Raw genomic sequence first — 25,890 nt, 5'->3', positions numbered from 1 at the left:
ACCGGCCCTTGTCCCTTGCACCAAGAGTGTCCTGCAATCACATTCGGTGAGTGCCACAGCAAACATTCACCGTGTGATCAATCTATAACGGCGAGGTAACGAATGCAACGGTTTGGTTACGGAAATTCTGATCCACGTGCCTAACGCCGCTGTCGATCGCCAGCGCACATGTCAGTACGCCGCCTGTACGAGACCAAGGACCTTCGTCTCGCGACGCATGCAAGCCTTACTGCGCTCTCTCCCCGGGGCTGATTCCTCAGATGATGAACATGACGAGCAGGATCGGAAACGTGATGAGGAGGCTTCTTCCGGCCAGCAGGTAGACAACGCCCATCATCAAGGACAGCGCCATACCGTAAACACCAGTGGCCGCGTCTTGGGTGAGGAAGTGAACGAGTCCCCACGTCGACGCCAGAATGACGCCTCCCCAGGGAACCCGCGGGTGGTGGAACCACCCCTCTCCCGCTCGCTGCCCGAATCCGATGATGAGGGCGACCACTGCGACCTCGACGATGTAGTAGGCGACCTGAACTAGCCACGCGGTCATGCCCGCCTCGCCGAAGCGAGCGGAGAGCGCGGCGTACTCGGCAATCGGCGGCAGGACGCCGCCGCGCAGGAGCCACTGGCTTGCCAATGTCAACGCCACCAGGCCCACGACGATGATGCTCCGTGTGGGGGCGTGTGCAGCGGCAGATCCGCGTAAGGAGAATCCGGTGTGGCGAAGCGACCATGCGAGCAGGCCGAGTGCTCCGCCCGTCCAAAGGACGATCGTGACAATCCAGTGCAGCATCGCGGCCTCGACACTCTCGACCCTTGTCGGGATCGCAGGCTCAACGAACGGCACTAGCAGTTCGAACCCCAGAAGGGCGAACGCGAACAGCGCGAGAGTGAGGTAGGTCGATGGGTGGGTGACCGCGGGCGCGGGACGGCCCTTCACGGGGTGCTGCACGATGGGAGACGCACTCATGGTCTGCTCGCAAGTGGTCCAGAGTTCGGCTGGGGTGAACGTCGCGGTCCAGGCCGAGCCACTTTGAGTAAGACCCCCAGTTGAAGGAGCACGAGCATCACCTCGCCGAGGCCTAGGGCGAAGTAGAAGGTCTGGAGCCAGGAATATCCGGTGATGGCCAGTTCGACGAAGATCCAGATGATCATGCCGAACCCGGCAACAGTGGCGGCCATCATGCTGTACTCGTCCCGTCGCAGCGCGCCGATCGCAGCCACGCCTTGGGTGCCCCCGATCACGACTCCGAGGATCAGTCCAGGCGCGAGATAAGACGTGAAGGGGGTGCCCTGCAGGTATTCGAGGGGGACGCCGGCACCGTTGAAGAAGACACCGAGGATCCCGCCTGCAATCGCTGAGATCGCCCCGAAGGACAGCAGGAGTATGAGTGTGCGGCGAGGGAGATCGGTCATGGTGTGTCCACCAGGCTGTTCGCATCTCGTCTCATCGTCACGGGGTACTCCCTGGTGGGCGTTCCTACACGGACGAGCATCTGAATGGTCGCTCCATCCGGCGCATATTGCTCGTGAATCGCCTTGTAGGGTGCCGCCATGGTGGGGTACTCCTGCAGCACCTGGCTGAGGGGCTGCATGACTAATCCGATTGTTCGCGCGTGCAGGGAGAGCCGAGCGTAGAGGATCCCCGCCTCGACCTGTTCCACGCGGGTGTTCCCCGGGGTGCTGATCATCGCGTACGCGGCAGTGTTCTCGACGCCGGCATCAGTGAGTGCGATCGCATTCGCCGCTGCAGAAGCATCATCATTGATGGAAGGGACGATCGTGATGAGACCTTGCAGGAGGTACTTCATGAAGCCGCTGGTTCCCTGGCCCTCGACGGCGAAACCCGATAGGGCTTCGTTCTTGGATTGCTCGGTGCTGTGGAAGACCGCGTTGCTCTCCTCGGTCGCCGGCAGGTATTCGGTTTCGATCAGCGTCCCCTCGATCGCGAGGTCCCCGAGCGTGGTCATATTCTTCGTGTCGCTGAATACCGACAGGGTCGCCAGTGCCGACGTGTCGGCGAGATCAGTCAACGTTGTGGCCTGCGCGTCGGTCAGCGGTGCTGACGTGTAGGGCGAGCGATTGGTGTCCGAGAGGAACATCGAATCGTAGTCGTCTGTCGAAGCGGAAGGTCTGTCACTGAGGGTGATCTTGGCGACAGGGAGCTCACTCATCGAGACCTCAAGACCCGTCTCGTCATACGTGCCGCCGGGGAAGAGCTCGAGCGACGCCGTGTACCCGAGGTGTTCCGCCGCCACCTGCGCATATCCCAGAAAGGCCCCTTGAGATACGAGAGCCTGCCGGGCGAGAGGATCGACGGCGGGCGAAAGTCGTGTCGGGTCTGCGTACAGGTAGAGCACCTTGGGATCGACCTGGTCAAGCCGGATGGTCCATGGCTGCATGTTGTGACCGCTGGGGGCGAGCACTGCCTGCGAGACGACCTTCATGCGTGGGTCGACGAACGCCTGCGAATACGTCTCACTCCACGGCTGAAGGTACGCAGCGGGAACGAAGACGCCGCCCACGGTGACGACAACGCCGAGCCCGAGCGTGAGCAGGCTGACGACGGAGCCGAGAGTGACGAGGACCACCCTTCCGGCGCGATGGTTCTTGACATGCCCGCTGTGATCGTTCATCAGGCGGAGTCCCCGGGCGAGTCATGGGTGTGCACGATCAAGACCGGACATGTGGCGTGTGCGGCGCAGGTGGCGCTCACTGAACCGAGCAGCAAGCCGGCGAACCCGCCGTGCCCCCGGCTTCCGAGCACGAGCATGGTCGCATCTTCGCTTTCTCGGATGAGGACGCGGGCTGGTGCGCCCTGAAGAACAGTCTGGGTGAAGTTGCGGGGGAGATCCGTTTCGAAGGCCTGCGCGATGGCCGCCTTCATCGCTTTTGCCGTCTCGGTCTCCGGTGACCAGGATGCGCCCGAATAGTACGGGTCGTAGAAGACCGGGTACTCCCACGTCATGATCGCCTCCAACGAAGCATGGAGTTTTGCGGCCAAATCCGCGGCGTGTCGGAGCGCTGCTATGGAGGATTCAGACCCATCGAGGCCAACGATGATGTGCTTTGGAAGTGAGTTCTTTCGCATCCTCTCAAGGTGCGCTTCCGTTGGCTTACCGCACAGGGCCAAAGGTCATATCCTGCGCTGCTCGTGGTTGCTCGAGCGCTCCCACCGGATATCCGACGGGACCAATGCCCCTATGAGCGTTCCCGGCCGAGGATCAGAGTGAACACAGCGTGCAGTCGCGCGTTCAGATGGAAGGAACCTCGTAATGGACTCTGCATCATCAAGCTTCAGTGACCACGACATTCAGAATGCCGTGCAGGAGGAACTCGACTGGACCCCGGACGTCAACGCCGCAGGTATCGGAGTGAGTGTTCACGCATCGGCCGTGACCCTCTCCGGCGAAGTGGTCGACTTCTCGGAGCGCCTCGCCGCCAAGCATGCAGCCCTTCGAGTCCGCGGTGTCTCCACGGTCGTCGATGACATGACCATCCATCCGAACGCGGCGTGGCCGGTCACTGAGACCGATATCGCCAAGGAGGTCCAGAGCGCGCTCACGTGGGCATCGACTGTTCCGGACACGGTCAAGGCTGAGATCACCGGGCATGTCGTGACGCTCACCGGTGAGGTTGCGTGGAACTATCAGCGTCAGGCAGCCAAGGGCGCGATCCAGCATCTGCGGGGTGTGTTCGACGTCGAAAACCGCATCACACTCGCTGCCCGCCCGTCTGGGCCGGACACCGAAGAACGAATCACGAATGCGCTGGGTCGTCACGCGCAGCTCGACGCAAGGGACATCCTTGTGATCGTCCGCGGCAACACCGTGACCCTCACTGGACAGGTCCGGTCCTGGGCGGAAAAGCAGCAAGCAGGCGATGCCGCATGGTCTTCGCCGCACGTGATGCATGTGCAGAATCGTCTCGAGGTGCGTGAAGCCCACATGCCAGTTCCGCAACTGAACACGTACTGAGTGGCTTCACAACACGCCGACCGGTCTGAACTCAGGCGGGTCGGCGTTGATGCGGGGGGCGATCTCATTTTTCGGTGGGTGCTCCGAGGGCTCTCAGCTCACGGATGAGTGTGAGCTGAAGACGGTTGATCTCCATCAGCTCCTCCAACTCCTGCTTGGCGGCGACGTTCGTTTCATAGTCGTGTTCTGCGAGCGCGGCGGCGATCCCGTCTTGACGCTTTGCCGCGATGAGGAGGATCGCGCCTTGCAGGCCAGCGAGCATGCTGAGGAACAGATTCAACAGGATGTAGGGATACGGATCCCAAGAAAAGGCCATCAGGTTCACGGCTGCCCACACGAGCATGAAGGCGAGGAAGCCGCCGATGAAGCCCCAGGAGCCCATCCCGTTGCGGAGTCTGTCGGCCGCCCGTTGTCCTGTAGTCAGGGAGCTCGAGTGCTGGACATGCCAATTCGTCACAGGCCTGCCTACGACGGGACGTTCTGCGGTCACTGTTCTCCCCGTCCTATGTGCTGCATCTTTGAGAGCAGTCCGTCAGTACCGGTAGAAGCCCTCGCCAGTCGCGGTGCCGAGCTTGCCTTTGTCGATGTAGTTGGCCTTGAGGTAGGCCGCCCATGCCTGGGATCCGGGTTCCGGGTTTGCTACCGCAACGTTGTACGCCGTCTTCAATCCGATGACGTCGTAGATCTGGAAAGGTCCTGTCGGCGCACCAGTCGCGATGCGCCACGTCTTGTCGATCGTCTCCGGGGCGGCGATGCCTTCCAGAAGGAGCTCCGCTGCGGCGTTGAGGAGGGGGACAAGTAACGAGTTCAATACGTACCCTGCTTTTTCCTTCTTCAGTTCGATCGGCTCGAGGCCGCTACGGCGGGCAAAGTCCACCACAGCCTCATACACGGCCGGATCGGTATCCGTAGTGCCCATGACTTCAGCTGTGTTCTGCCGCCACACATTGTTGGCGTAGTGCAGTGCGAGGAAACGATCGGGGCGCCCGGTGAAATCCTTGAGGTCGCTGGGGAGGAGGGTGGAGGAATTCGTTGCGAAGACTGCGCCCGCCGGGGCGAGGGCGGAGAGCTTCTCGTAGAGCGCGCGCTTGATCCCGATGTCCTCCGGCACTGCCTCGATGACGAGGTCGGCTTCGGAGACAGCGTCTGCGAGATCGGTGGAGAACCGGATCCTGTTGAGCGCCGTCGTCGTGCTCTCGGCGGTCGCCCCCACAACGTCATCTGCGACGTAGACAGCGGCGAGCTTCGTCAGGCGTGCCCGGGCATCTGAAACAGCATCGTTCGTGAGGTCATACGCGATGACGTCGAACCCGTGGAACGCTGCCTGATAAGCGATCTGGGAGCCCAAGACGCCCGTTCCGAGAACTGTGAGATTTCGAATGCTGTGCATGAGGGGAACTTTCCTGAAGCGATTGATGCTCGGAGGTGTCGCTCAGCGATGGCGCCGGAACCTCTGGCCTGATCTGGGGAGATATCGACGACGCTAGGCGAACTTCGCGCTGACTTGCAGGGTCAAAGGTCCCGGCGTGCGTCCGTGGGAGGACCTTAGGCCCTACATCTGCGGTGAAATGCGGGCAAGCATCGGTACGAGGAGGAGGACCCATCCTTCACATCCGGTCTGGCGAGAGCTCGACCCTCATGATCTGAGAAAAGGCGCCACAATGAGTTACCGTCCACGCACTCTCCGTTACGCTTTCACGCTCGTTGCTGTCGGGTTTCTGGTTCTCAGCACAGGAGCGGGAGCCTCTGCCTCTGTCTCCGACTTGTCACCCGCCGCTCCCTCCGCCACAGAAGCCCAGGAGGGGTCCCAGTTCTATGCCGACGCGATCGTCGACGTGTCGGGAGATATCGACGGCGACGTGTACGCGGCTGGTCAGTCGGTAACCATCAGTGGAAACGTGACGGGCGACGTCATCGCCGCCGCGCAGACGATCACCATCACCGGAACCGTGGATGGTGACGTGCGCCTCGCCGCGCAGACGGTCACCATCAGCGGAGAAGTGACGCACAGCGGCACCATCTTCGCCGCAGACATCAATGTGGCCGAAACGGGGTCGTTCGGCGACGACCTGGTTGGTGCGTCAAGCACCTTCGCGATCGCCGGTGACGTCGGCCGCGATGTCTTGGTCAGTGTCGACAGCCTCACCATCAACGGTTCGGTCGGCGGTGACCTCTCATACGTCAGCGACAGCACCGCTGTCATCGAAGACGGGGCGGTCGCCGGCTCCGTCGAGCGGGTTGAGTCTCCCCAGGCGCCCGCTGTCGAGGTGTCGCCGTGGGCCGCGATCGTCGGGTGGCTCCTCGGGTTGCTCTACGCGCTCGTCGCGTTCAGCATGGTGACACTTGTTGCGGGGCTGCTCATTCCCCGGTGGTTGCAGCGCGTGACCGATCACCTCGTTCCCTCCCCCTGGAAAGCGATGTTGGTCGGGTTCGTCGCATCCCTCGCCATCCCGATCGGGCTGTTGGCGCTTCTCGTCACCGTTGTCGGCGCGCCGTTGGTACTTGCCGGACTGCTCGTATGGGCTGTGCTCACACTGTCGACGTTCGTGTTCGCGTCCTACTACATCGGTCGACTGCTCCTGCGAGGCGGTCAGCACCCGCTGGCCAAGTCGCTGATCGGCGGACTGATCCTCATCGTCGCACTCCAGATTCCTTGGCTGAACATCCTGGTGTGGTGCGTGATGGTGTTCATCGGCCTCGGCGCACAGCTGCTGACGTTCCGCAGTGCGCGACCCTGGCGTTATCGCTCAGCCACGGACTCCGAGCCCTCGCCGCTCGCCCCTCGAATGGCCGACGAGCAGCCTTCTCTCGCGCTATGAACCACACAACGGGTCGAAGACGCAACTCGACCCGTGGACCCTTCGAGTGAATGGTTGGATGCTCTCATGATCTCCTCGCCTCAGTCCCCGTCCGGCGCTCATCCGAATGAACCGCACCGAGGCGACATCGCCGGGCGACTGAACTGGCTCCGCGCGGGAGTTCGCGGCGCCAATGACGGCATTGTCTCGGTGGCATCGCTGGTCGTCGGTGTGGCCGGTGCCACAACCGATTCGGCCGCGTTGCTCGCCGCGGGCGTCGCGGGCCTTGTCGGTGGTGCGATCTCGATGGCGCTCGGTGAGTACGTGTCTGTCAGCAGCCAGCGGGACAGCCAGCGGGCCCTGATCGCCAAGGAGCGCGGGGAGTTGGCTGACGAACCAGCGGCGGAGCTCGAGGAGCTCGCCGGGATCTACGAAGCGAAGGGACTGCGACCCGCGACGGCGCGTCAGGTCGCGGAGGAGCTGACGCTGCATGATCCGCTCACCGCCCACCTCGAGGCCGAACTCGGCATCACCGAAGACGCCGTTGTCAGTCCATGGGCTGCCGCAGGTGCGTCGGCCTTAGCATTCACGCTCGGAGCGCTCCTCCCTCTGCTGGCGATTCTCCTTCCACCGCAAGAGGTTCGCGTGCCGATCACTTTCCTCGTCGTACTCCTTGCGCTCGCGCTGACGGGGTTCACCAGCGCGAAGATCGGTGGCAACCCCGCTGCGAGACCGACGATCCGAGTCGTACTCGGCGGAGCGCTCGCACTCGGTGCGACCTTCGCACTCGGAACGTTCCTGGGGACAACCGGAGTCGTTTGAGGTTCCGGGTTCTAGACGTGGACAACGCCCATGCGATGGGCGAACTCGTAAGACGACGTGCCCGGGAGGACTAAAGCCTCAGTGCTCGCCGTTCGCTGATTCCTCGATCCAATCGATCGCCGCGTCGGAGAGGAGGATCCCGTCGGCCCCTGACTCTCCGGCCCACCATGAACCATTGGGCGGACCGCCACCGGCATTCGTGATCTCGCTCACAACAGAAGGTGGCACCACCTCGCCATTATTCGCCGCCAGCCATTCGCGCGCTTCCGCGGTCAGCCTTGGCCACCACCGCTCAATATCCATGGACACAGTCTCGCGCTAGAAGACTCGGCCGGACAGATGATCTCCAGCCCGGGCATCCCGCTGGTCTCAGACCGAGCCGACGTTTCTCACGGCACACTGTGCGAATCTCCTCATGGCCAATCCTCGTCAAACACGCCCCAGCCCTGTAGTACGCCCTCCGAGTGCGCGGAGAGCGTACAGGATCGTTGCGAGGTCAACGCCCTCCTGGATGAGGGCGCCGGCGACCGCGGGGATGACCCCCGTCATCGCGATGACCATAAGTCCCACGCTCAGCCCGATTCCGATCCAGATCGCGGTGAGCGCGACGCGAAGCGTATGGCGCCCGATCGAGACCGCATCGACGACCTTCGCCAACGAGTCGACGAGGATGACGACGTCGGCAGCGTCGCCTGCGGCGGTCGCGCCTCTCGCGCCCATCGCGACCCCGATATCGGCCGCCGCCAGCACGGGAGCGTCGTTGACGCCGTCGCCGACCATCATCATCGGTCGTGGGCGCAGGTCAGCCGCGAGTTCGACTTTCTGGGCGGGGAGGAGGTCGGCGTGGATGTCGTCGATCCCGACGGCGCGTGCGATGGATTCCGCGGTCGATCGCGCATCACCAGTGAGCATCGTCAGGCGGTCGACGCCGTTCGCGCGCAGCCAGGAGACCACCGCCTCTGCCTCGAGCCTCGGAGCGTCGGCGAGGACGAGGACGCCGCCGAATCGACCGTCGATCGCCACGTACGCTGCGGCTTCGCCGATGCCGAGTGCCGCGAACATCGTGTCTGGGGCGAGCGAAGCGACATAGGCGGGCTTGCCGACGACTATCGTTCGACCGTCGATCACAGCCATGACCCCGTTGGTCGCGACCTCACTGGCATCGTCGGACGGGCGAAGGACGAGGTCGCGTTCGGCAGCAGCACGACGGATACCGTCGGCGAGCACATGCGACGAGTACTGCTCGGCGGAAGCGGCGAGCATCAGGAGCTCGTCCGCTTCGCAGCCCGCGGCGGGTCGGACAGCAACCAGGTCGGGTCTGCCCTGAGTGAGCGTCCCGGTCTTGTCGAAGGCCGCTGACCGCACACGCGCCAGCTGCTCAATCACCGCGCCGCCTTTCATGATGACGCCCGTCTTGGCGGCGCGGGAAAGCCCACCCAAGAACGCAACCGGAGCGGCGATGAGGAGGGGGCACGGGGTCGCCAGCACGAGCACTTCAGCGAACCGAGTGGAATCGCCCGAGATCGCCCAGGCGGTGCCGGCAAGGACGAGCGCGACAGCGGTGAACGGAATCGCGAAGCGATCGGCAAGGCGCACGACCGGCGCATGCGACTCTTCGGCGGCGTGGACCAGCGCCACGATCTGCTGATATTGACTGTCGGCGCTGGCGCGCAGCGCCCGGATCCGAACAGCTCGCGCACCGTTGATCGCTCCGGAGAGCACCACGCCACCGGATTCGCGGCTCACCGGCATGCTCTCCCCGGTGAGCGATGATTCGTCGAACGTCCCGGATTCCGTGAGCAGGATGCCGTCCACGGGCACGATCTCCGCTGGGCGCACGAGCAACGTGTCACCGATCGAGACATCTTCTACAGCAACGTCTTGCACCTCCTCGGAGGCCGAGTCGTGTGGGCCGATCAGAACATGCGCGATGCGGGGCGAGCGATCCAACAGTGCCGAGAGGTCTCGCCTCGCTCGGCGTCCTGCGAAATCCTCGAGCGCTTCACCGCCCGAGAGCATCAAGACGATGATGAGCGACGCGATGTACTCCCCGACCGCAAGCGTCGCGACCATCGCCACGACGGCGAGAAGGTCGAGACCGACGTGCCCGCGGAGCACGTCCCGAATCATCCCGATCAGTGTCCACACCACGAACGCCCCGACGTAGGAGGTGGCGATCCATCGGCCGGGGAGGCTTTCGCCGACGGCGTGGAGCGCGAGCACTCCCGCGAGGATCACGGCTGCGATGGCGATCGCTGGGTACCGCCTGACGAAACGCATACTGTCACCTTTCTCGCCGCGCTGCTCGGGTACCCAGCGGTCGAGGCGACCGCGACGCCAGCGTCAACAGATCGAATCGATCAGCGGGTTCTCGGGAGACCCATCGTCGATGAGCGCCTCACTCTGATGTGGCGAGACCAACACGGCGGCTCTGCTCGTTGCCGTGGTGGGTTCGCAGCAGTTTCGTCGAGTTTCGATGGTGCCCGTATTCGTCTTCATGGTGTGTAGCCCCTTTTCGATCCACTGCACAGTATCCGAGCCGTCACTGGCAAGGTCGAAGGTCCCGCCGCTCGCACAGGGACCTTCGACCCTGGCATCCGCAGTTCCTACCCCGGATGGTGGGAGTATCCCGTCGCGACATCTGTCCGCGGCTCAACGTGAAGGAATTGCCATGACTGCTCTGCAGACTCCACCCGTGCGCTCGACTGACCCCCCGGAGGCCGCGAAAGGGGAAGAGACACGCATCGTGACCACCGCGAGCGGGCGCCGCTGGCTTGCCATCCTGAGGCTCGCGACCGGCTTCATCTTCTTGTGGGCTTTCCTGGACAAGACGTTCGGTCTCGGTTACGCCACGCCGCCCGAGCGAGCATGGATCGCCGGTGGCACGCCGAGCCAGGGTTTCCTCAACAGCGACTCGGTCATCGGACCGCTGAAGCCTCTCTTTGCCGCGATCGCCAGCCCGGTGAGTGACGTGCTCTTCATGATCGCGATGCTCGCGATCGGACTCGCCGTGCTTCTCGGTGTGGGGCTGCGCATCAGCGCCGTCGTCGGCGCGATCCTCATGGTGGCGATGTACCTCGCCGAGTGGCCCTTCGGTGCCAACGCGGCCTCCACCAACCCGCTGGTCGACTATCACATCATCTACGCCCTCGCCCTCATCGTCATCGCTGCCCTCGCGGCCGGAGACACCTGGGGATTCGGTCGGCAGTGGAAGTCGCTCGGCCTCGTCCAGCACAACCGCTGGCTCGTCTGACTCAAGGTACGGCCGTGAGGCCGCGCAGAAAGGACCGGCCCCATGAAGACCATCGTCGTGGGTTTCGACGGAACCAATGCGTCACTGGTGGCTATGGACTGGGCGGCCGAACGGGCCGCCCATGGTTCGACCCGGGTCGAGATCGTGACTATCGGCGGCACGATCCTTTCGGATGAATCGCAGAGCGGTGCGTCCCTCCGTACGGCCGAGCTCCGCGTGCGCGACAGCGCGCCGGATTGCGAGGTCACGTCGCGGCTCGTGGAAGGCACCATGCCGGCGGCCCTGCTCGAGCAGGCGGCGGCCGCGGATCTGCTGGTCGTCGGTGCACACCGCAACGGCGCGGCGAGTTCGATCATGTCCGCTCGATTCCTGCGACTCGCCGCGGAATCCGCGGTCCCGATCGTCGTGGTTCCGGATCACTGGTCGCCCTCGGATGCCGCGGTCGTGGTCGGTCTATCCGGTCACGAAGCGTCCTCGCATGCCGTCGAGGTGGCCGCCGGCGAAGCCGACGCAACCGGAGCATCGCTCGTGATCGTGCGCGCCTGGGAAATGCCCGTTCCGCGAGTCGAGGGGCCGATCTCTCTCCGGGCGTCGCCGATTCAGGTGCGAGCACAGCACGCGAAAGTGCTCCGCGACGCCAACCAGAGGTTGCGCGTCGCGTATCCTCGCCTTCTTATAGAGCAGGTCTTGTCTCACGGAGACACGGCAGGCGTGCTCTTGGAGCGTGCGCGGAATGCGTCGCTGCTTGTCATCGGTATGGCTCATCGGGGAGTCCTCGCCGACACGCTGCTCGGGCCGGTCACGCACGAGTTGCTCACCCACTCCACGGTTCCTGTGTGCATCGTGCCGAATGCTGCCCTGGCCGACTGAGCGCTCGATAGACTCGCGACGACGGAAGGCAGTGATGTCCGATCGTTCAGGGCCGTCCGATGTGGCGGCCGATGCGGCACTCGCCCAGCGCAGGCTCCGAGACCTGCTCGACGCGAACGCGTCGATTGTCGAGCGTCTGGATCTCGAAGTCGTGCTGCGGCGCATCGTCGAAGCCGCGATGAGTCTGGTCGATGCGCCTTACGGTGCTCTCGGCGTCATCGCGCGGGAGGGCGGAATCGAGCGCTTCATCCACGTCGGGATGGATGCCGCCACCGTCGAGCGGATCGGGCACCCGCCCGTGGGGCACGGGCTTTTGGGCGCAGTGATCACCGAACACACGCCGATCCGAGTCACGCACCTCGCCACGGACTCCCGTTCCGCAGGTTTTCCTGATCACCACCCACCGATGGATGCTTTTCTCGGCGTCCCGGTGCGGGTTGGCGACCACGTCTACGGCAACCTCTATCTGACGTCGGGCGACAGGGGCCCATTCAGCGACGAGGATGAGAAGCTGGTCATCGCCTTGGCCGCCACGGCGGGGATCGCCATCGAGAACGCACGGCTGTACGACGTCGCGAAGACTCGTGAGATCTGGAGCGAGACGACGGCTGACGTGATGGCCGCGATGCTGGAGGTATCTGACGAGAGCGTGCTTGAGGTGATCGCCGAGCACGTCGGCGCCCTGATTGACGTCGATCTCGTGGTCGTCGCCGTGCCGCACGGCGACGACGATTTCCGCGTCACGACGGTCCATGGTCGCGATGCGGCGTCTCTGCGTGGTCGCATCTTCCCCGCGGCTGGAACACTGGCGGCTCGAGCCCTGGCGACGCAGCAGGCGGCAAGCGTCGTCGGCGATGCCGAGGGTGGTGCTGATGCCGACCAGGCGCCGGTCGACTGGCAGCCGGGATCGGGCCCCACGGTTGCGATCCCGCTCTACAGCGGTTCGGAGCCGCTGGGTGTGCTCACGCTCGCTCGACGTTTGGGAGCTTCTGCCTTCACCGACGCGGATCTGGATCTGGCGTTTGCATTCGCCGGTCAGGCGAGCGTTGCGATCGAGGTGGTTCGGGCGAGAGAGGACCGACGGCGCCTGGAGACGAATCGAGATCGCGCTCGGATCGCGCGGGACCTGCACGATCATGTCATCCAGCGCCTCTTCGGTGCGGGGCTGTCGCTGCAAGCGGTGTCGGGAACGGTGGATGCCGCGACATCGGCGGTGCTCGAGACGCAGGTCGACGCGATCGACGCCGCGATCAAGGACATCAGGACGGTCGTCTTCGCGCTCGGCGCGGGCGAGCGCGGCAGCCAGAAACGGACCCGCGATCGCCTCCTGGACACGATCGCCGAAGTCTCCGCCGGTCTGCCGTCCACCCCTCGCATCACGTTCTCCGGGCCGCTCGACTCGCTTGTTCACCCCTCGCTGGCAGATGAACTCGTCGGCGTGCTGCGCGAGTGTCTCACCAACACCGTCAAGCATGCCGGCGCCCATCGCGTCGAAGTCGCCGTCGAGATCATTGACGGAGCCGTCGTTCTCACGGTGACCGACGACGGCCGTGGTATCCCGGAAGGATCGCGCTTGAGTGGCCTGGCGAACATCACCGAGCGCGCACTGCTTCGCGGCGGTCTGTGCACCATCACCTCCGAGTCGACCTCGGGGACGCACATCGAATGGTCGGCGCCGGTCGCCGACAGCAGCCCGTCAGGAGAATCATGATTCGCGTTTTCCTCGTGGACGATCACGAGATCGTGCGGCGCGGGATCGCGCAGCTGATCGATGCCGAGGCCGATCTCGCCGTGATCGGCGAAGCGGGCACTTTTCGCGAGGCCGTCCGGCGCATCGACGCCACGCTGCCTGACGTCGCTGTGCTCGACGTCCGGCTGCCCGACGGGGACGGGGTCAGCCTGTGCCGCGACATCCGATCCACCCATCCCGAGATAGCCTGTCTCATCCTCACGGCCTACGACGATGATGACGCCCTTCGCTCGGCGATTCTGGCCGGCGCCAATGGATACGTCCTCAAAGACATCCGCAGCGGGGCACTCATCGACGCTATCCGACGCGCCGCTGCGGGAAGCACGATCCAGTCCACCGACGTGCTGCGCAGAGCGGTGAACGCCATCCGGCCCACCGTGAACATCGACGAACCCGCCGACCTCGACCTTACGATGCGAGAGAACCAGGTTCTCGATCTGATCACCGGCGGCCTGACCAACCGCGAGATCGGCGCAAGACTCGGTCTCGCCGAGAAGACGGTGAAGAACTATGTGAGCGGGCTGCTCGCCAAACTCGGCATGGAGCGTCGCACTCAGGCGGCGGTCTACGGTTCCGAGCGAAAACACACCTCGCTCTGAGCGGATCCGATGGGACTTTCGACTCTGTCTTCGCAGCGACTCGCGCGTGAGACTTTCGATACACCCATCGAAGGAGCACGATCATGCGCGCACTCGTCGTCTACGAATCCATGTTCGGCAACACGCGAGCGATCGCCGAGAGCATCTGTCTCACGCTGGAGCGCAGCGCCGTCGACGCGACGCTCACGACCGCGGCAGTGGCCCCGCACTCGACCGCCGGCTTCGACCTTCTCGTTGTCGGAGCCCCCACACACGCCCACAGTCTTCCCCGGCCGTCGTCTCGGCTCGAGGCCGCCAAATGGGCGGCAGACCCGGCGAGGACACTCACGCTCGAGCATGCGGACGTCGATCACGGCGTCAGGGAGTGGCTCGATGAGCTGGCTTTCTCCGATCGCACCCATCTCTTTGCCGCCTTCTCGACGCGGGCAGACATCATGCGTGCGTTGGCCGGTGATGCAGCCGTCGCCATCAAGCGCCGGCTGAAGGGGCACTCCGCCAACCACGTCGAGATGGAGTGCTTCATTGTGGACTCGAAGAATCGGCTCGTCGAAGGCGAACGGGATCGCGCGGAGGACTGGGGACTCAGCCTCGCCGGCGCTGCCGCCGTCGCAGCGTGAGCACCACGCCCCGCGCAGCGGGGGCCGCAGGCATCGAGCATGAGCGAAACGAGAATCCGATGAGCGATCGCGAACCGACAGCATCCATCTCCGATCGCGGAACCGCCGCGTTCTCTTATCGAGATGGGCCCGGAGTCGGCAATGAAACCCTTGCCCAGCTCGACGCATGGTGGCGCGCAGCGAACTACCTGTCCGTCGGCCAGATCTACCTGCTCGACAACCCGCTTCTCCGAGAGCCGCTCACGCGCAAGCACATCAAACCTCGGCTGCTCGGTCACTGGGGCACAACGCCCGGGCTCAACTTCCTCTACGCACACCTGAACCGGGTGATCCGGGAGCGAGAGATCAGCACCATCTACATCACCGGCCCTGGGCACGGCGGGCCCGGCATGGTCGCCAACACCTACCTGGACGGCACCTACTCGGAGCTGTACTCCAATATCGATCAGAGCGCGGACGGCATGCAGAAGTTGTTCCGCCAGTTCTCGTTTCCCGGCGGCATCCCCAGCCACGCCTCGGCGGATACACCGGGTTCGATCCACGAAGGCGGAGAGCTCGGCTACGCCCTCTCGCATGCGTACGGAGCTGTGTTCGACAACCCGGATCTGCTGGTAGCCGCGGTGATCGGAGATGGTGAGGCGGAGACGGGCCCCCTGGCGACGAGCTGGCATTCCAACAAGTTCCTCAACCCGCTGACCGACGGGGTGGTGCTGCCGATCCTGCACCTGAACGGGTACAAGATCGCGAACCCCACGGTGCTGGCGCGGATCCCCGAGGAAGAACTTTTCAGCCTCATGCGCGGCTACGGTCACACGCCGTACCTCGTGTCCGGTGGCTTCGACGGCGAAGATCCGAAGGCCGTGCATCGCCGGATGGCCGAGACGCTCGACGCGGTGCTGAACCAGATCGCGGAGATCAAGGCATGGGCCGCGGCGGGAACCCTGCAGGAACGGCCCGCGTGGCCGATGATCATCCTGCGCACACCGAAGGGCTGGACGTGTCCGAAGGAGATCGACGGACTGCCGGCGGAGAACAACTGGCGTTCCCACCAGGTTCCGCTCGCCAGCGCGCGCGACACCCCGGAGCATCTCGACGTTCTCGACGGGTGGCTCCGGTCCTACCGGCCGGAGGAGCTGTTCGACCAGTCGGGCGCGCCGATACCGCTCATCACCGATCTCGCACCGGCGGGAGATCTGCGGATGAGTGCCAACCCCGTCGCAAACGGTGGTCTCCTTCGACGCGATCTCGTGCTCCCGGATTTCCGTGACTACGCGGTAGACGTCCCCGCTCCGGGCGCGACGGTGAACGAGGCCACTCGTGTGCTCGGCGGATGGCTCACAGATGTCATCCGAGCGAACCCCGACAACTTCCGGATCTTCGGACCCGACGAGACCGCGTCGAACCGCCTCGGCGCCGTGCTCGAGGTCACCGACAAGCAATGGAACGCCGACTACCTGGCCTCCGACGAGCACCTCGCTCGTGCCGGCCGAGTCATGGAGATGCTCAGCGAGCACCAGTGCGAAGGGTGGCTGGAGGGCTATCTGCTGACCGGGCGGCACGGGCTCTTCAACACCTACGAGGCATTCGTGCACATCGTCGACTCGATGTTCAATCAGCACGCCAAGTGGCTGAAGACGAGCAAGGAGATCCCCTGGCGCCGCCCGATCGCCTCGCTCAACTACCTGCTGTCGTCACACGTGTGGCGGCAGGATCACAACGGCACTTCCCACCAGGACCCCGGGTTCATCGATCACGTGGTGAACAAGAAGGCCGACGTCGTGCGCGTGTATCTGCCGTTCGACGCGAACACGTTGCTGTCGGCGTACGACCACTGTCTGCGGAGCGTCGACTACGTCAACGTCGTCGTGGCAGGCAAGCAACCCACCTTCAACTGGCTCAACATGGACCGGGCCGTCGAACACATGACCCGCGGCGTCGGCATCTTCGAGTGGGCCGGCACCGAAGTGGGAGGGGAGAAGCCGGACGTGGTGCTCGCCTGCGCCGGAGACGTGCCCACGCTCGAAGTGCTGGCGGCGGCATCCCTTCTCCGTGAGGCGATCCCCGACCTCAAGGTCAGAGTCGTCAACGTCGTCGACCTGATGCGCCTCGTCAGCGAGGGCGAACACCCGCACGGCATGAGCGACCGCGAGTACGACGCCATCTTCACCACCGACCGCCCGGTCATCTTCGCCTACCACGGCTACCCGTGGTTGATCCACCGCCTGACGTACCGGCGCGCGGGACACGCTGATCTGCACGTTCGCGGATACAAAGAGGAGGGCACGACAACCACGCCCTTCGACATGGTCATGCTCAACGACATCGACCGCTACCGACTCGTCATGGACGTTCTCGATCGCGTTCCAGGGCTCGGCGAACGATACGCAGGACTCCGCCAGCGGATGCAGGATGCGCGAGTGCGTGCCCGCGCCTACACCCGGGAACACGGTGAGGACATCCCCGAGGTCGCCGACTGGACCTGGACGGCGGGACCCGAGTCGCAAGCGCGCGAGGTGAACACCGGCGTCGGAAGCGCGAACGCCGACGCCGCCGATCCCCGCAAAGGGTGAAGTGAGCACCGACACTCTTGACGCTGATCTCGATGAGGCATTCCGCCTCGACGTCGCAACCGTCGCGGCCGAAGCCGATGTCGACCCGGCGATCGGTCTTTCAGATGAGGAAGCCGCCCGCCGGCTCGAAGCAGACGGCCGCAACGAACTGCGGGGCCTGCCACGAGTCCCGGTCTGGCGGAAGATCGTGGCGCAGTTCCAGAGTCCGCTCATCTATCTGCTGCTCGCCGCCGTCGCCGTCTCGCTGGTCGCGTGGATCTTCGAGGGCGCAGAGGGCCCTCCCGTTGACGCGCTGGTGATCGCCGCGATCGTCCTGCTCAATGCGGTGCTCGGATACACACAGGAAGCCAAAGCGGAGGATGCCGTCGCCGCGCTGGGCACGATTACCGCGGCCGCATCGACCGTGCTCCGGGGCGGTGCGCTGAAGACCATTCCCTCCGCGGATCTGGTCCGTGGGGATGTCCTCGTGCTCAGTGAGGGGGATGCTGTCGGCGCGGATGCCCGGCTGTCGACGGCGAATGCGCTGCGGATACAGGAAGCGTCTCTGACCGGTGAGAGCGAGCCGGTCACGAAGGACCCTGCGACGCCGACGGGCCCTGCGTCTCTCGGCGACCGGCTGAACATGGTCTACAAGGGAACTGCCGTCGCCCAGGGCAACGGGCGTGCCGTGGTCACCGGGGTCGGGATGTCGACGGAGGTCGGGAAATCGCTGAGATGCTCGACGCCACCGTCGAGGCGCCGACCCCGCTGCAGATCGAAATCAATCGCATCGGACGGGTGCTCGGCATCATCGTCGTGATCATCGCCCTGGTCGTCATGATCACCATCGTCTTGCTTGAGGGCATCACGTCGCTCAGCGGTCTGGTCGTCGTGCTGCTGCTCGGCGTCTCGCTCGCAGTCGCGGCGGTGCCGGAGGGGCTGCCTACGATCCTGTCGGTCGTGCTCGCGATCGGCGTGCAACGGCTGGCCAAGCGGAACGCGGTGGTGAAGAAGCTCAGCTCGGTGGAAGCTCTCGGCTCTGCATCGGTGATCTGCACCGACAAGACGGGCACGCTGACTCGCAACGAGATGACCATCCAGAGAGTGATCACAGCTTCGGGGAATGCCGACATCACCGGTGTCGGCTATCGGCCTGAAGGTGCGGTGACGCGGGATGGAGGTGAGCTTCGCGACGATGTGCGGTACGAGGTGCAACTCGTCCTCGGCGTGGGCTCCCTCGTCAACAACGCTCAGCTGACCGAAGAGAGCGGGGAATGGCGGATCCAGGGCGACCCTACGGAAGCGGCATTCCTTGTGGCGGCCCGAAAACTCCAAGGAACGACGGAGCGCATGGATCGCTTCGAGCGGCGCGACGAGATCCCGTTCACTTCGGACCGCAAGATGATGTCGACGCTCCACCAGGCGAAAGACAACGGGCGCCGGTTCCTGTTCAGCAAGGGCGCTCCCGGCGTGCTTCTCCGCCTGTGCACCCATCGCCAGGTGGGAGAGACGATCCAGCCACTCACCGACAAGTTCAGAAAGCAAGCACTCGCTGACGTGGAGGGGCTCTCCGCAGAGGCCTTCCGCACGCTCGGCATCGCCTACCGACCGCAGAACGATGTCGATACCGCTGTCGACGAGGCACTCGAGCGTGCTCTTGTCTACGCCGGGGTGGTCGGAATCACTGACCCGCCGCGCGCGGAAGCCGCTGTAGCGATACTCGAAGCACATCGTGCCGGCATCCGCATAATCATGATCACTGGAGACCATCCCACCACTGCTGCGCGGATCGGTGTCGACCTCGGCATCGTCGACTCCTCCGCTCGTGTTGTGACCGGAGCAGAACTCGACACTCTCGATGACATCGGACTGCGAGACGTCACCCGCACGGTTTCGGTCTATGCCCGGGTCTCGCCCACGCACAAGCTGCGCCTCGTCGATGCGCTGCAGCAGGACGGCAACATCGTCTCGATGACGGGGGACGGCGTGAACGACGCGCCAGCCCTCAAGTCCGCCGACATCGGGGTCGCCATGGGAGTGACGGGCACCGAAGTTACCAAAGAGGCAGCGCGCATGATCCTCACGGACGACAACTTCGCGACCATCGTGGCGGCGGTCCGCGAGGGGCGAGTGATCTTCGACAACATCAAGAAGTTCCTCCGTTACCTGCTGTCATCGAACTTCGGCGAGGTGCTCACGGTCTTCCTCGGCGTAGTCTTCGCCGGCGTGATCGGCCTCACCGATGCAAGCACCGACGCGATCGTCCTGCCCCTGCTCGCTACTCAGATCCTGTGGATCAACCTGCTCACCGACTCCGCCCCCGCGTTGGCGATGGGGATCGATGCCGAAGTCGATGCCGAAGTCGATGACGTGATGGCGCGGCACCCGCGCAAGCTGAGCGACCGGGCGATCGACGGACGCATGTGGGGAGGCATCCTTTCCATCGGCTTCGTGATGGCGCTGACCACGTTGTTCACCATCGACCTGTTCCTTCCGGGCGGCATCATCGAGGGCAACGACACCCTGGAAGTCGCTCGCACCGCCGGATTCACGACCCTCGTCTTCGCGCAGCTGTTCAACGCCTTCAACGCCCGGTCAGAGACAGCCAGCGCATTCCGGTCCCTGTTCACCAACAGGTGGCTCTGGGGCGCCATCGGGCTGGGCATCGTCCTGCAGATCGCTGTCGTCGAAGTTCCGTTCCTGCAGGTGGCATTCGGAACCGCGCACCTGGACCTCGCGCATTGGGCGACATGCGTCGCACTCGCGTCGCTGGTGCTCTGGTACGACGAGATCCGCAAGATCGTTCTGCGTGCGTCGGCGAAGCGGCGCGCACCGAACGACAAGGGGCTGATCAGCTCAGCGGAGGGAAGTGGCTGATCGGCAGGCGGCGCACAGCGTCCCGAGAGTGACGGTGCGTTCTCATTACCGTGTCATCCGCCGGACGCGTCGGCCCCTGTGCGCCCTCAGACCTGTCGATGAATCGGCGTCCGGAGACTGAGGTGGGTTCGATGCAGACGTAGTTGTACTTTGCCGTCGGGCTCTGGGAGGCCAAGAATTTGACACCCGAATCGTGGATCTCCGTGTCGCTGTCGAGGCGACGCAGCCCACCATGGACGACCACACTCCACTGGAACCCCGATTCTTCGCCGTCGATCTCCAACGCGACCACCGGATGAAGGATGATCGCGGCGAGCTTTGCACCTGGCGCAGACCGAAAGTAGATCGATTTTCCATAGACCGTGTAGTTCAGGGGGAAGATGTCCGGGGCCCCGTCTCGTCCAATGATGGCGAGGCGTCCAAAGGACTCGGCCTCGATATGGCGCCAGCAATCCTTCGTCAGCATCTTTTCGACGCCGACAGACACCTCCACGCTGGCCGTGCGCGAGCTTGATCCTGCGACAGCAGTCGTGTTCGCGTCCAGTTGGACGTCGTCGCTAGGTGAAGTCATGATTCGCCCCTCTGTTTCTTCTATTCGAGACCGACTACTAACGAACCGGCAGTGCCGAAGGTCCCACCGCAATGCAGAACGCCACCGCGCGCCGCTGGGTCCGATACGCGCGCTGGCTGGGGATCTGCTGTTTGGTGAGATCGCTCGCAACCGCGGAGGGTTAGTCCTCAATCCGCTCTATGGCTGAGGCGATTCCGTACACATCCTCGAGCGGGAGCCCTACGAATTTATTCGGCCGCACCACGAATGAAGGAACTTCCGTCATTCCGGTCAGGCGTCGTGCAGCATCCACAGGGGCACTGTCGTCTGCCCAGATGAACAGAGGGGCTCGCAGCACGGACGTACGAGATCAGACTTGGTCATGAGGCCAGGTCGTCAGCCACGCGATGTCGATATCCGAACCCTCGACGAGCGCGTCGAGTGCATCGACCACCTCATCATCGACACTCATCCACGAACGCCATCCCGGGTCGTTTTGATGCAGAACGCGCTCCTCGTCTCGGAAGATCCGAGAAATGGTCCCATCGACGTCGAGCACCAGAAGCCTGCGGAGGGTTCAGATCTATCGAATCCGCCAGTGGCGAGAGTTTCGGTCCCGATGTTGCTCGTATCAGGCACCGGCTTCGGCGGGAGCGCAGCAAGGGACGCTCCTCGGGACGACCGGTGTTGCTTGAGAGATTGCTATGAGTCGTCTATCGGGCGCACTTCCTTAGACCTGTCTCAGAGTCGGGGCATCACGCTTCCCCTATGACCACTCTGACGACGAGACCTCGTGCTTCCGTCCTCGCTGCGTCCCCGAGCCGAGAGCAGGCGACACATCGCCGCGCGAAGGCCTGGCGTGCGGCGGCGATCACGGTGATCTGGGCGACCAGCCTGTTCGTGGTCGCCCTCTGGGTCGCCGGCGGCGGGGTGACGGCCGTCCTCGGACTGAACGCCGAGACCGTCGCGACGTTCGGGCGCCTCACCGGGCTGGTCGCGGCGAACCTGCTGCTCTATCAGGTGCTGCTGATGGCACGCGTCCCGCTTTTCGAGCGCGGATTCGGTCGCGACGGGATCACGCGGCTGCATCGCTTCGTCGGATTCTGGTCCTTCTGGTTGATGGGCGCACACATCGCGCTGCTCGCGGTCGGCTACGCGATGGCCGCCGGCATCAACCCGTTCGTGCAGCTCTGGTCGTTCATCTGGGACTACCCGGGGATGCTCCTGGCCACGGCGGGCGCGCTGCTGATCCTGCTCGTCGTCGTGACCTCGATCCGCCGTGCCCGTCGGCGCCTGCGCTATGAGTCCTGGCACCTCCTGCACCTCTACGCGTATCTCGGCGTCGGACTCGCGCTGCCGCACCAGCTGTGGACGGGCGCCGACTTCCTGTCCTCCCCGATCGCGACCGGCTACTGGTGGTCGATCTGGGCACTCGCCGCCGGGTCCGTGTTGCTCTTCCGCATCGGGATGCCGCTGCTGCGCTCTTCGCGTCGGGGCCTGCGTGTCGCGGGAGTCGAGGTGGACGGCGCGCGGGGCGTCACCATCCGAGTCGCGGGTCGCGATCTTCCGACGCTCGGTGCCCGGGCTGGTCAGTTCTTCGTCTGGCGGTTCCTCGATGGACCCGGCTGGACCCGCGGGCATCCGTTCTCCCTCTCCGCTGCGCCGGGAAGTGAGCTGACGTTGACCGCCCGTGTGGTGGGCGACGGCACGCAACGCCTCACCGCGCTGCTCCCCGGCACCAGGGTCATCGTGGAAGGACCATACGGGGAGATGACCGGCGAGCGTCGGACCGGGACGAAGCTGCTCATGATCGGCGCAGGCGCAGGCGTCGCACCGCTCGTCTCGCTGCTCGAGACGGAAGGCTACGGACCGGGAGACGCGATGCTCATCACCCGCGAGTCTGCGGCCGAGGACGCTCTTCGGCAGGAGGCCATCGCCGACCTCGTCCGCACCCGCGGTCTGAGCTACCTGCCGTTCGTCGGCCCGCGATCGTCCGGCGCGTCGAGCTGGATCCCCGCCACGCACGAGGCGTGGTCCGGCGCAGAGCTCCTCCGTCATCTGATTCCCGACCCGGGGGTCTACGACGTGTTCCTCTGTGGCGCGGAGGCCTGGATGTCAGACCTCAAACGAGACCTCGTCGAGGCGGACTTCGCTCCTCATCGCATCCATTCCGAGTCGTTCACGATCTGATCAGGGAGACCCTCATGAAGAAGATCCTCTACACACTGCTCGCCACGGTCAGCGGCCTGGTGCTGCTGTTCAGCTACCGCACGTCTCTCGACGCGGTCACACCGACGGACGCCAGTGCGGCGACAGCTACCACGGGCGGTGCAGCGACGACCACCGACACCGGAGCGAGCGGCACGGGAACCACGTCGGGCACCAGTTCCACAGCGGGCACCGGCCTCGCCGACGGAACCTACACCGGCACATCGTCCCAGACGCGCTACGGGCCGGTGCAGGTGCAGATCACCGTCTCCGGCGGACAGATCACGGACGCGCAGGCGGTCGATTACCCGAACAGCAATGGCCGGGATCGGCAGATCAACGGCACCGCGATCCCGAGGCTCGTCTCGGAGACGATGCAGGCGCAGAGCTCGAAGATCCAAATGGTGTCCGGCGCCACCTACACGAGCGGTGGTTACCTGTCTTCCTTGCAGAGCGCGATCGACCAGGCGCAGAGCTGATGCGTATCGCGAATGAGGTGACGCGGGTCTGGGTCGAGGAGATCATGGGCATCCCGATGAGCATCCACCTGATCGGTGTGAAAGAGAAGACCGATGTGGGCGCCGATCGGGCAGTGCGTGCGTGCTTCGACGAACTGCGCGAGATCGACCGGGTGTTTTCGACATATCGCACCGATTCCGACATCAGCCGCATCCGTCGCGGCGAGCTCGCCATCGCCGACGCTGACAGCAGGGTCTCGCTGGTCGCGGATGCCTGCGAACGCGCCGAACAAGAGACTGGGGGCCTGTTCTCTGCTCGGTGGCGGGGGTGGTTCGACCCGACGGGATACGTCAAGGGATGGGCTGTGGAAGCTGCTGCCCGTCGGCACCTCGAGCCGCTGCTGGATGCGGCGACCGCGGTCGGGATCAACGCCGGAGGAGACCTGCAGCTGTTCACGGCCGAGGGAGCCGACTGGCGATGGCCGGTGGGAATCGCCGACCCGCACGACCGCGGTCAGTTGATCGCGGTGGTCGACGTGGTGAACGGCGCGGTGGCGACCTCGGGTACGGCGGAGCGCGGGCTGCACATCCTCGATCCGCGCACCGGCCGACCGGCGACCGGTATCGCGTCGGCCACGATCATGGCCGACGGTCTCACGCAGGCGGACGTCTGGGCGACCGCCGCTGTGGTGGCCGGTCCAGCAGACCGTTCATGGATCGCGGCTGCGGGGTCCCGGACCGGCATCGTCATCGACGATGATCGTCGCGTGACCCGCTGGCTCGGCACGACGATCGTGGACGTGCAGACGACGGCTGGTTCGCCGCCGATCGGAGGATACGCACTCGTTCAGGGATGAGCCGGGAGTGTCAGCAGGAAGGTCGTGCCGGATGTCGTCGACCGTTCGACCTCGATGGACCCTCCGGCACGGCGAGCGACATCTCGCACGAGTGAGAGCCCGAGACCGAAGCTACGGGGGCGTCCACTCTCGCGCGGACGCGCGAAGCGCTCGAAGACCTGCTCGGGCGAGATGCCTTCGATCCCCGATCCCTCGTCGATGACGCGCACCGTCGCGTTCCGCGCATCCCGCGCGATGCGGATCGAGACATTACCTCGCGCCGGGGAGTGCTGCACGGCGTTGTCGAGCAGCGCGACCAGGATGCGCACGAGCGTGACTTCCGGCAGCTGCGCCTTCACCTCCTGATCGACCGTGATCGTGAGCGAGACCTCGGAGTCCTGTGCGCTCGCCGTCATCGCTGCGATGGCTGCGGCTGCCGCTGCCGCTGCCGCGACGTCCGCGGTCCCGTCGGCAAGCGATTCGCCTTCCGCAGCGATCAGCAGATCGTTGAGCACGTCGGCCATCATGTCCGCATCGTGCCGGAGGTCGGTGAGGCCCGCTCCGAGGTCCTCACCGCGATCATGACGGCGCTGCAACACCTGGATACGGCTCGTCAGGGTCGTCAGCGGCGTGCGGAGCTCGTGACTCGCGTCGGCCACGAAGTTCCGCTGCCGACGCAGCGCCTCGCCCAGCGGGCGGACCGATCGGCGAGCGGCGACCGCGGCGACCACCCCAAGCAGCACCACGCCGATCACTCCGAGGACGATCACGGCCGGAACGATCACGTCGATGTCGACGATGAAGTCGTCCCCCGTTCCGGCAGGGCCGCCGAACCAGCCGCCGCCGTGTTCCTCGCCTTCGCGGCGCGACGTCGAGAGGATCACCGCGATCAGCACCCCGATGCCGATCGCTACGATCACGCCCGACGAGACTCCGACCCAGAGGCCTATGGACAGCGCGGCACGGCGCACGCGTCGAGTGTCGGCGTCGCTCATGACGGTGTTCCCGCGCGGTAGCCGCGTGCGCGGACGGTCTCGATCATGTCGGGGGACGTCTTGCGCCGCACATAATGCACGTACGTGTCCACCGAGCTCGTCGTGTCTCCTTCATGGAACACGGCCCGGAGGATCTCATCCCGACTGAACACGTGTTCGGGGCTGGTGCTCAACAGCTCAAGGAGCGCGCTCTCGGTCGCCGTCAGTGCCACTCGGATTCCGGACGGATCGTACGCGGCCTGGGCGTCCGGCGTGAACACCCACTCGCCGAGGCGCCGACGTACCCCATCAGCGCGGAACGCGCGTCGCAGCGCCCGAAGACGTGCCAGTAGTTCGTCGTAGTCGAAGGGCTTCACCAGGTAGTCGTTCGCTCCGCCGTCGAGACCGGTGACGCGATCGTCCACGGTACCGAGCGCGGTCAGCATCAGGATGGGGGTCGTGATGTGCGCGGTACGCACGGCACGGATGAAATCGACGCCGTCCATGCCGGGAAGTCGTCGATCGACGAGCATCGCTTCGTACCGCCTGCTCAGCGCGAACCGGAGTGCGGTCTCGCCGTCCGCGGCGTGCTCAACGTCGTACACGTCTTCCAGCACTTCGACGGTCAAGGCGGCGATCTCCGCGTCATCCTCCACGTAGAGCAGCGAGCCGCGCGGTCCCTGTGCCGAGTCACCCATGGTCGCCGTCCTGTCGTCCGCGATCGAGACCATCAGCGTACGCCCGGCCTAACCCCG

At 64.9% G+C, this 25,890-nt stretch carries 25 protein-coding genes and 1 pseudogene; 14 read left to right on the top strand and 12 right to left on the bottom strand.

The features are described 5' to 3' along the window. Positions 1-256: 256 nt before the first annotated feature. From ACIOSY_RS13945 to ACIOSY_RS13930, 4 genes are read right to left on the bottom strand one after another with little or no spacing between them, the layout of a single operon-like run. Positions 257-937 (bottom strand): hypothetical protein, encoded by a 681-nt coding sequence (locus ACIOSY_RS13945; protein WP_400854255.1) that lies wholly within the window; start codon positions 935-937, stop codon positions 257-259. A 26-nt stretch (positions 938-963) separates the two neighbouring features. Then, entirely contained in the window at positions 964-1,413 is a 450-nt protein-coding gene (locus ACIOSY_RS13940) for a hypothetical protein (protein ID WP_400854253.1), read from the bottom strand. Beyond that, positions 1,410-2,633 (bottom strand): Acg family FMN-binding oxidoreductase, encoded by a 1,224-nt coding sequence (locus ACIOSY_RS13935; RefSeq protein WP_400854251.1) that lies wholly within the window; start codon positions 2,631-2,633, stop codon positions 1,410-1,412. The genes ACIOSY_RS13940 and ACIOSY_RS13935 overlap by 4 nt, the downstream gene beginning before the upstream one ends. Continuing rightward, entirely contained in the window at positions 2,633-3,088 is a 456-nt protein-coding gene (locus ACIOSY_RS13930; protein ID WP_400854249.1) for a universal stress protein, read from the bottom strand. The genes ACIOSY_RS13935 and ACIOSY_RS13930 overlap by 1 nt, the downstream gene beginning before the upstream one ends. 184 nt (positions 3,089-3,272) lie before the next feature. On the opposite strand from ACIOSY_RS13930, the gene ACIOSY_RS13925 reads away from it, so the two are divergent. Then, complete coding sequence (locus ACIOSY_RS13925; protein WP_400854247.1) at positions 3,273-3,974, top strand: BON domain-containing protein; 702 nt, start codon at positions 3,273-3,275, stop codon at positions 3,972-3,974. A 64-nt stretch (positions 3,975-4,038) separates the two neighbouring features. Here the strand turns inward: ACIOSY_RS13925 and ACIOSY_RS13920 are convergent, their stop codons facing one another. Together ACIOSY_RS13920 and ACIOSY_RS13915 are read right to left on the bottom strand one after the other, a co-directional pair. Continuing rightward, positions 4,039-4,356, bottom strand: a complete 318-nt coding sequence (locus tag ACIOSY_RS13920) for a DUF1003 domain-containing protein (protein ID WP_400854245.1) — start codon at positions 4,354-4,356, stop codon at positions 4,039-4,041. 150 nt (positions 4,357-4,506) lie between these two features. Then, positions 4,507-5,364 carry a 3-hydroxyacyl-CoA dehydrogenase gene (locus tag ACIOSY_RS13915; protein ID WP_400854243.1) on the bottom strand — a complete coding sequence of 286 codons (858 nt, stop codon included), beginning with the start codon at positions 5,362-5,364 and terminating at the stop codon, positions 4,507-4,509. Positions 5,365-5,737: 373 nt separating this feature from the next. Between ACIOSY_RS13915 and ACIOSY_RS13910 the strand changes: the two genes are divergently transcribed. Together ACIOSY_RS13910 and ACIOSY_RS13905 are read left to right on the top strand one after the other, a co-directional pair. Further along, positions 5,738-6,793, top strand: a complete 1,056-nt coding sequence (locus tag ACIOSY_RS13910; protein ID WP_400854241.1) for a polymer-forming cytoskeletal protein — start codon at positions 5,738-5,740, stop codon at positions 6,791-6,793. A gap of 66 nt (positions 6,794-6,859) precedes the next feature. Next, a complete protein-coding gene (locus ACIOSY_RS13905) occupies positions 6,860-7,594 on the top strand; it encodes a VIT family protein (RefSeq protein ID WP_400854239.1) in 735 nt (244 codons plus the stop codon). A gap of 78 nt (positions 7,595-7,672) precedes the next feature. On the opposite strand, the gene ACIOSY_RS13900 is transcribed toward ACIOSY_RS13905, so the two are convergent. After that, positions 7,673-7,897, bottom strand: a complete 225-nt coding sequence (locus ACIOSY_RS13900; protein WP_400854237.1) for a hypothetical protein — start codon at positions 7,895-7,897, stop codon at positions 7,673-7,675. A gap of 126 nt (positions 7,898-8,023) precedes the next feature. Next, positions 8,024-9,874 carry a heavy metal translocating P-type ATPase gene (locus ACIOSY_RS13895; RefSeq protein ID WP_400854235.1) on the bottom strand — a complete coding sequence of 617 codons (1,851 nt, stop codon included), beginning with the start codon at positions 9,872-9,874 and terminating at the stop codon, positions 8,024-8,026. A 466-nt stretch (positions 9,875-10,340) separates the two neighbouring features. Between ACIOSY_RS13895 and ACIOSY_RS13890 the strand changes: the two genes are divergently transcribed. The 8 genes and pseudogenes from ACIOSY_RS13890 (at position 10,341) to ACIOSY_RS13855 (ending at position 20,109) form a co-directional block, all read left to right on the top strand. Continuing rightward, entirely contained in the window at positions 10,341-10,847 is a 507-nt protein-coding gene (locus ACIOSY_RS13890; RefSeq protein ID WP_400854233.1) for a DoxX family protein, read from the top strand. Between the two features lie 42 nt (positions 10,848-10,889). Further along, entirely contained in the window at positions 10,890-11,717 is an 828-nt protein-coding gene (locus ACIOSY_RS13885; RefSeq protein ID WP_400854231.1) for a universal stress protein, read from the top strand. Between the two features lie 61 nt (positions 11,718-11,778). Then, the gene (locus ACIOSY_RS13880) at positions 11,779-13,428 is read left to right on the top strand and encodes a GAF domain-containing protein (RefSeq protein ID WP_400854229.1); all 1,650 of its coding nucleotides are present in this window, start codon (positions 11,779-11,781) and stop codon (positions 13,426-13,428) included. Further along, positions 13,425-14,066, top strand: coding sequence for a response regulator (locus ACIOSY_RS13875; RefSeq protein ID WP_400854304.1), 642 nt, complete (start codon positions 13,425-13,427; stop codon positions 14,064-14,066). The genes ACIOSY_RS13880 and ACIOSY_RS13875 overlap by 4 nt, the downstream gene beginning before the upstream one ends. Before the next feature lie 83 nt (positions 14,067-14,149). Beyond that, a complete protein-coding gene (locus ACIOSY_RS13870; protein ID WP_400854227.1) occupies positions 14,150-14,683 on the top strand; it encodes a flavodoxin family protein in 534 nt (177 codons plus the stop codon). 59 nt (positions 14,684-14,742) lie between these two features. After that, positions 14,743-17,253: a phosphoketolase gene (locus tag ACIOSY_RS13865; protein ID WP_400854225.1), complete on the top strand. Its 2,511-nt coding sequence runs from the start codon at positions 14,743-14,745 to the stop codon at positions 17,251-17,253. A gap of 1 nt (position 17,254) precedes the next feature. After that, positions 17,255-18,291: pseudogene (locus ACIOSY_RS13860) on the top strand (HAD-IC family P-type ATPase); the annotation flags it as partial. A gap of 30 nt (positions 18,292-18,321) precedes the next feature. Next, entirely contained in the window at positions 18,322-20,109 is a 1,788-nt protein-coding gene (locus ACIOSY_RS13855; protein ID WP_400854302.1) for a cation-translocating P-type ATPase, read from the top strand. Here the strand turns inward: ACIOSY_RS13855 and ACIOSY_RS13850 are convergent. Next, on the bottom strand, positions 20,084-20,680 hold the full coding sequence (locus ACIOSY_RS13850) for a pyridoxamine 5'-phosphate oxidase family protein (protein WP_400854223.1): 597 nt from the start codon (positions 20,678-20,680) through the stop codon (positions 20,084-20,086). The two genes, ACIOSY_RS13855 and ACIOSY_RS13850, sit on opposite strands and share 26 nt — an antisense overlap. 349 nt (positions 20,681-21,029) lie before the next feature. Beyond that, positions 21,030-21,218, bottom strand: a complete 189-nt coding sequence (locus tag ACIOSY_RS13845) for a hypothetical protein (protein WP_400854221.1) — start codon at positions 21,216-21,218, stop codon at positions 21,030-21,032. Between the two features lie 209 nt (positions 21,219-21,427). Between ACIOSY_RS13845 and ACIOSY_RS13840 the strand changes: the two genes are divergently transcribed. Genes ACIOSY_RS13840 through ACIOSY_RS13830 form a run of 3 tightly spaced genes read left to right on the top strand, consistent with a single transcriptional unit; the run spans position 21,428 to position 24,182 of the window. After that, positions 21,428-22,849, top strand: coding sequence for a ferric reductase-like transmembrane domain-containing protein (locus tag ACIOSY_RS13840; protein WP_400854219.1), 1,422 nt, complete (start codon positions 21,428-21,430; stop codon positions 22,847-22,849). A gap of 14 nt (positions 22,850-22,863) precedes the next feature. Then, positions 22,864-23,346, top strand: a complete 483-nt coding sequence (locus ACIOSY_RS13835) for an FMN-binding protein (RefSeq protein WP_400854217.1) — start codon at positions 22,864-22,866, stop codon at positions 23,344-23,346. Further along, positions 23,346-24,182: an FAD:protein FMN transferase gene (locus tag ACIOSY_RS13830; protein ID WP_400854215.1), complete on the top strand. Its 837-nt coding sequence runs from the start codon at positions 23,346-23,348 to the stop codon at positions 24,180-24,182. The genes ACIOSY_RS13835 and ACIOSY_RS13830 overlap by 1 nt, the downstream gene beginning before the upstream one ends. Here ACIOSY_RS13830 and ACIOSY_RS13825 read toward each other — a convergent pair. Next, positions 24,173-25,156, bottom strand: coding sequence for a sensor histidine kinase (locus tag ACIOSY_RS13825; protein WP_400854213.1), 984 nt, complete (start codon positions 25,154-25,156; stop codon positions 24,173-24,175). The genes ACIOSY_RS13830 and ACIOSY_RS13825 overlap by 10 nt on opposite strands. Then, positions 25,153-25,833 (bottom strand): response regulator transcription factor, encoded by a 681-nt coding sequence (locus ACIOSY_RS13820; protein ID WP_400854211.1) that lies wholly within the window; start codon positions 25,831-25,833, stop codon positions 25,153-25,155. Before ACIOSY_RS13820 ends, ACIOSY_RS13825 begins: the two co-directional genes overlap by 4 nt. Positions 25,834-25,890 lie beyond the last annotated feature (57 nt).

Origin of the sequence: Microbacterium sp. NPDC087665 (genome assembly GCF_044743285.1) — a bacterium.
Classification (GTDB): domain Bacteria; phylum Actinomycetota; class Actinomycetes; order Actinomycetales; family Microbacteriaceae; genus Microbacterium.
Note: the sequence above shows the minus strand (reverse complement) of the source record. Positions and strands in the feature narration are given on the sequence as shown.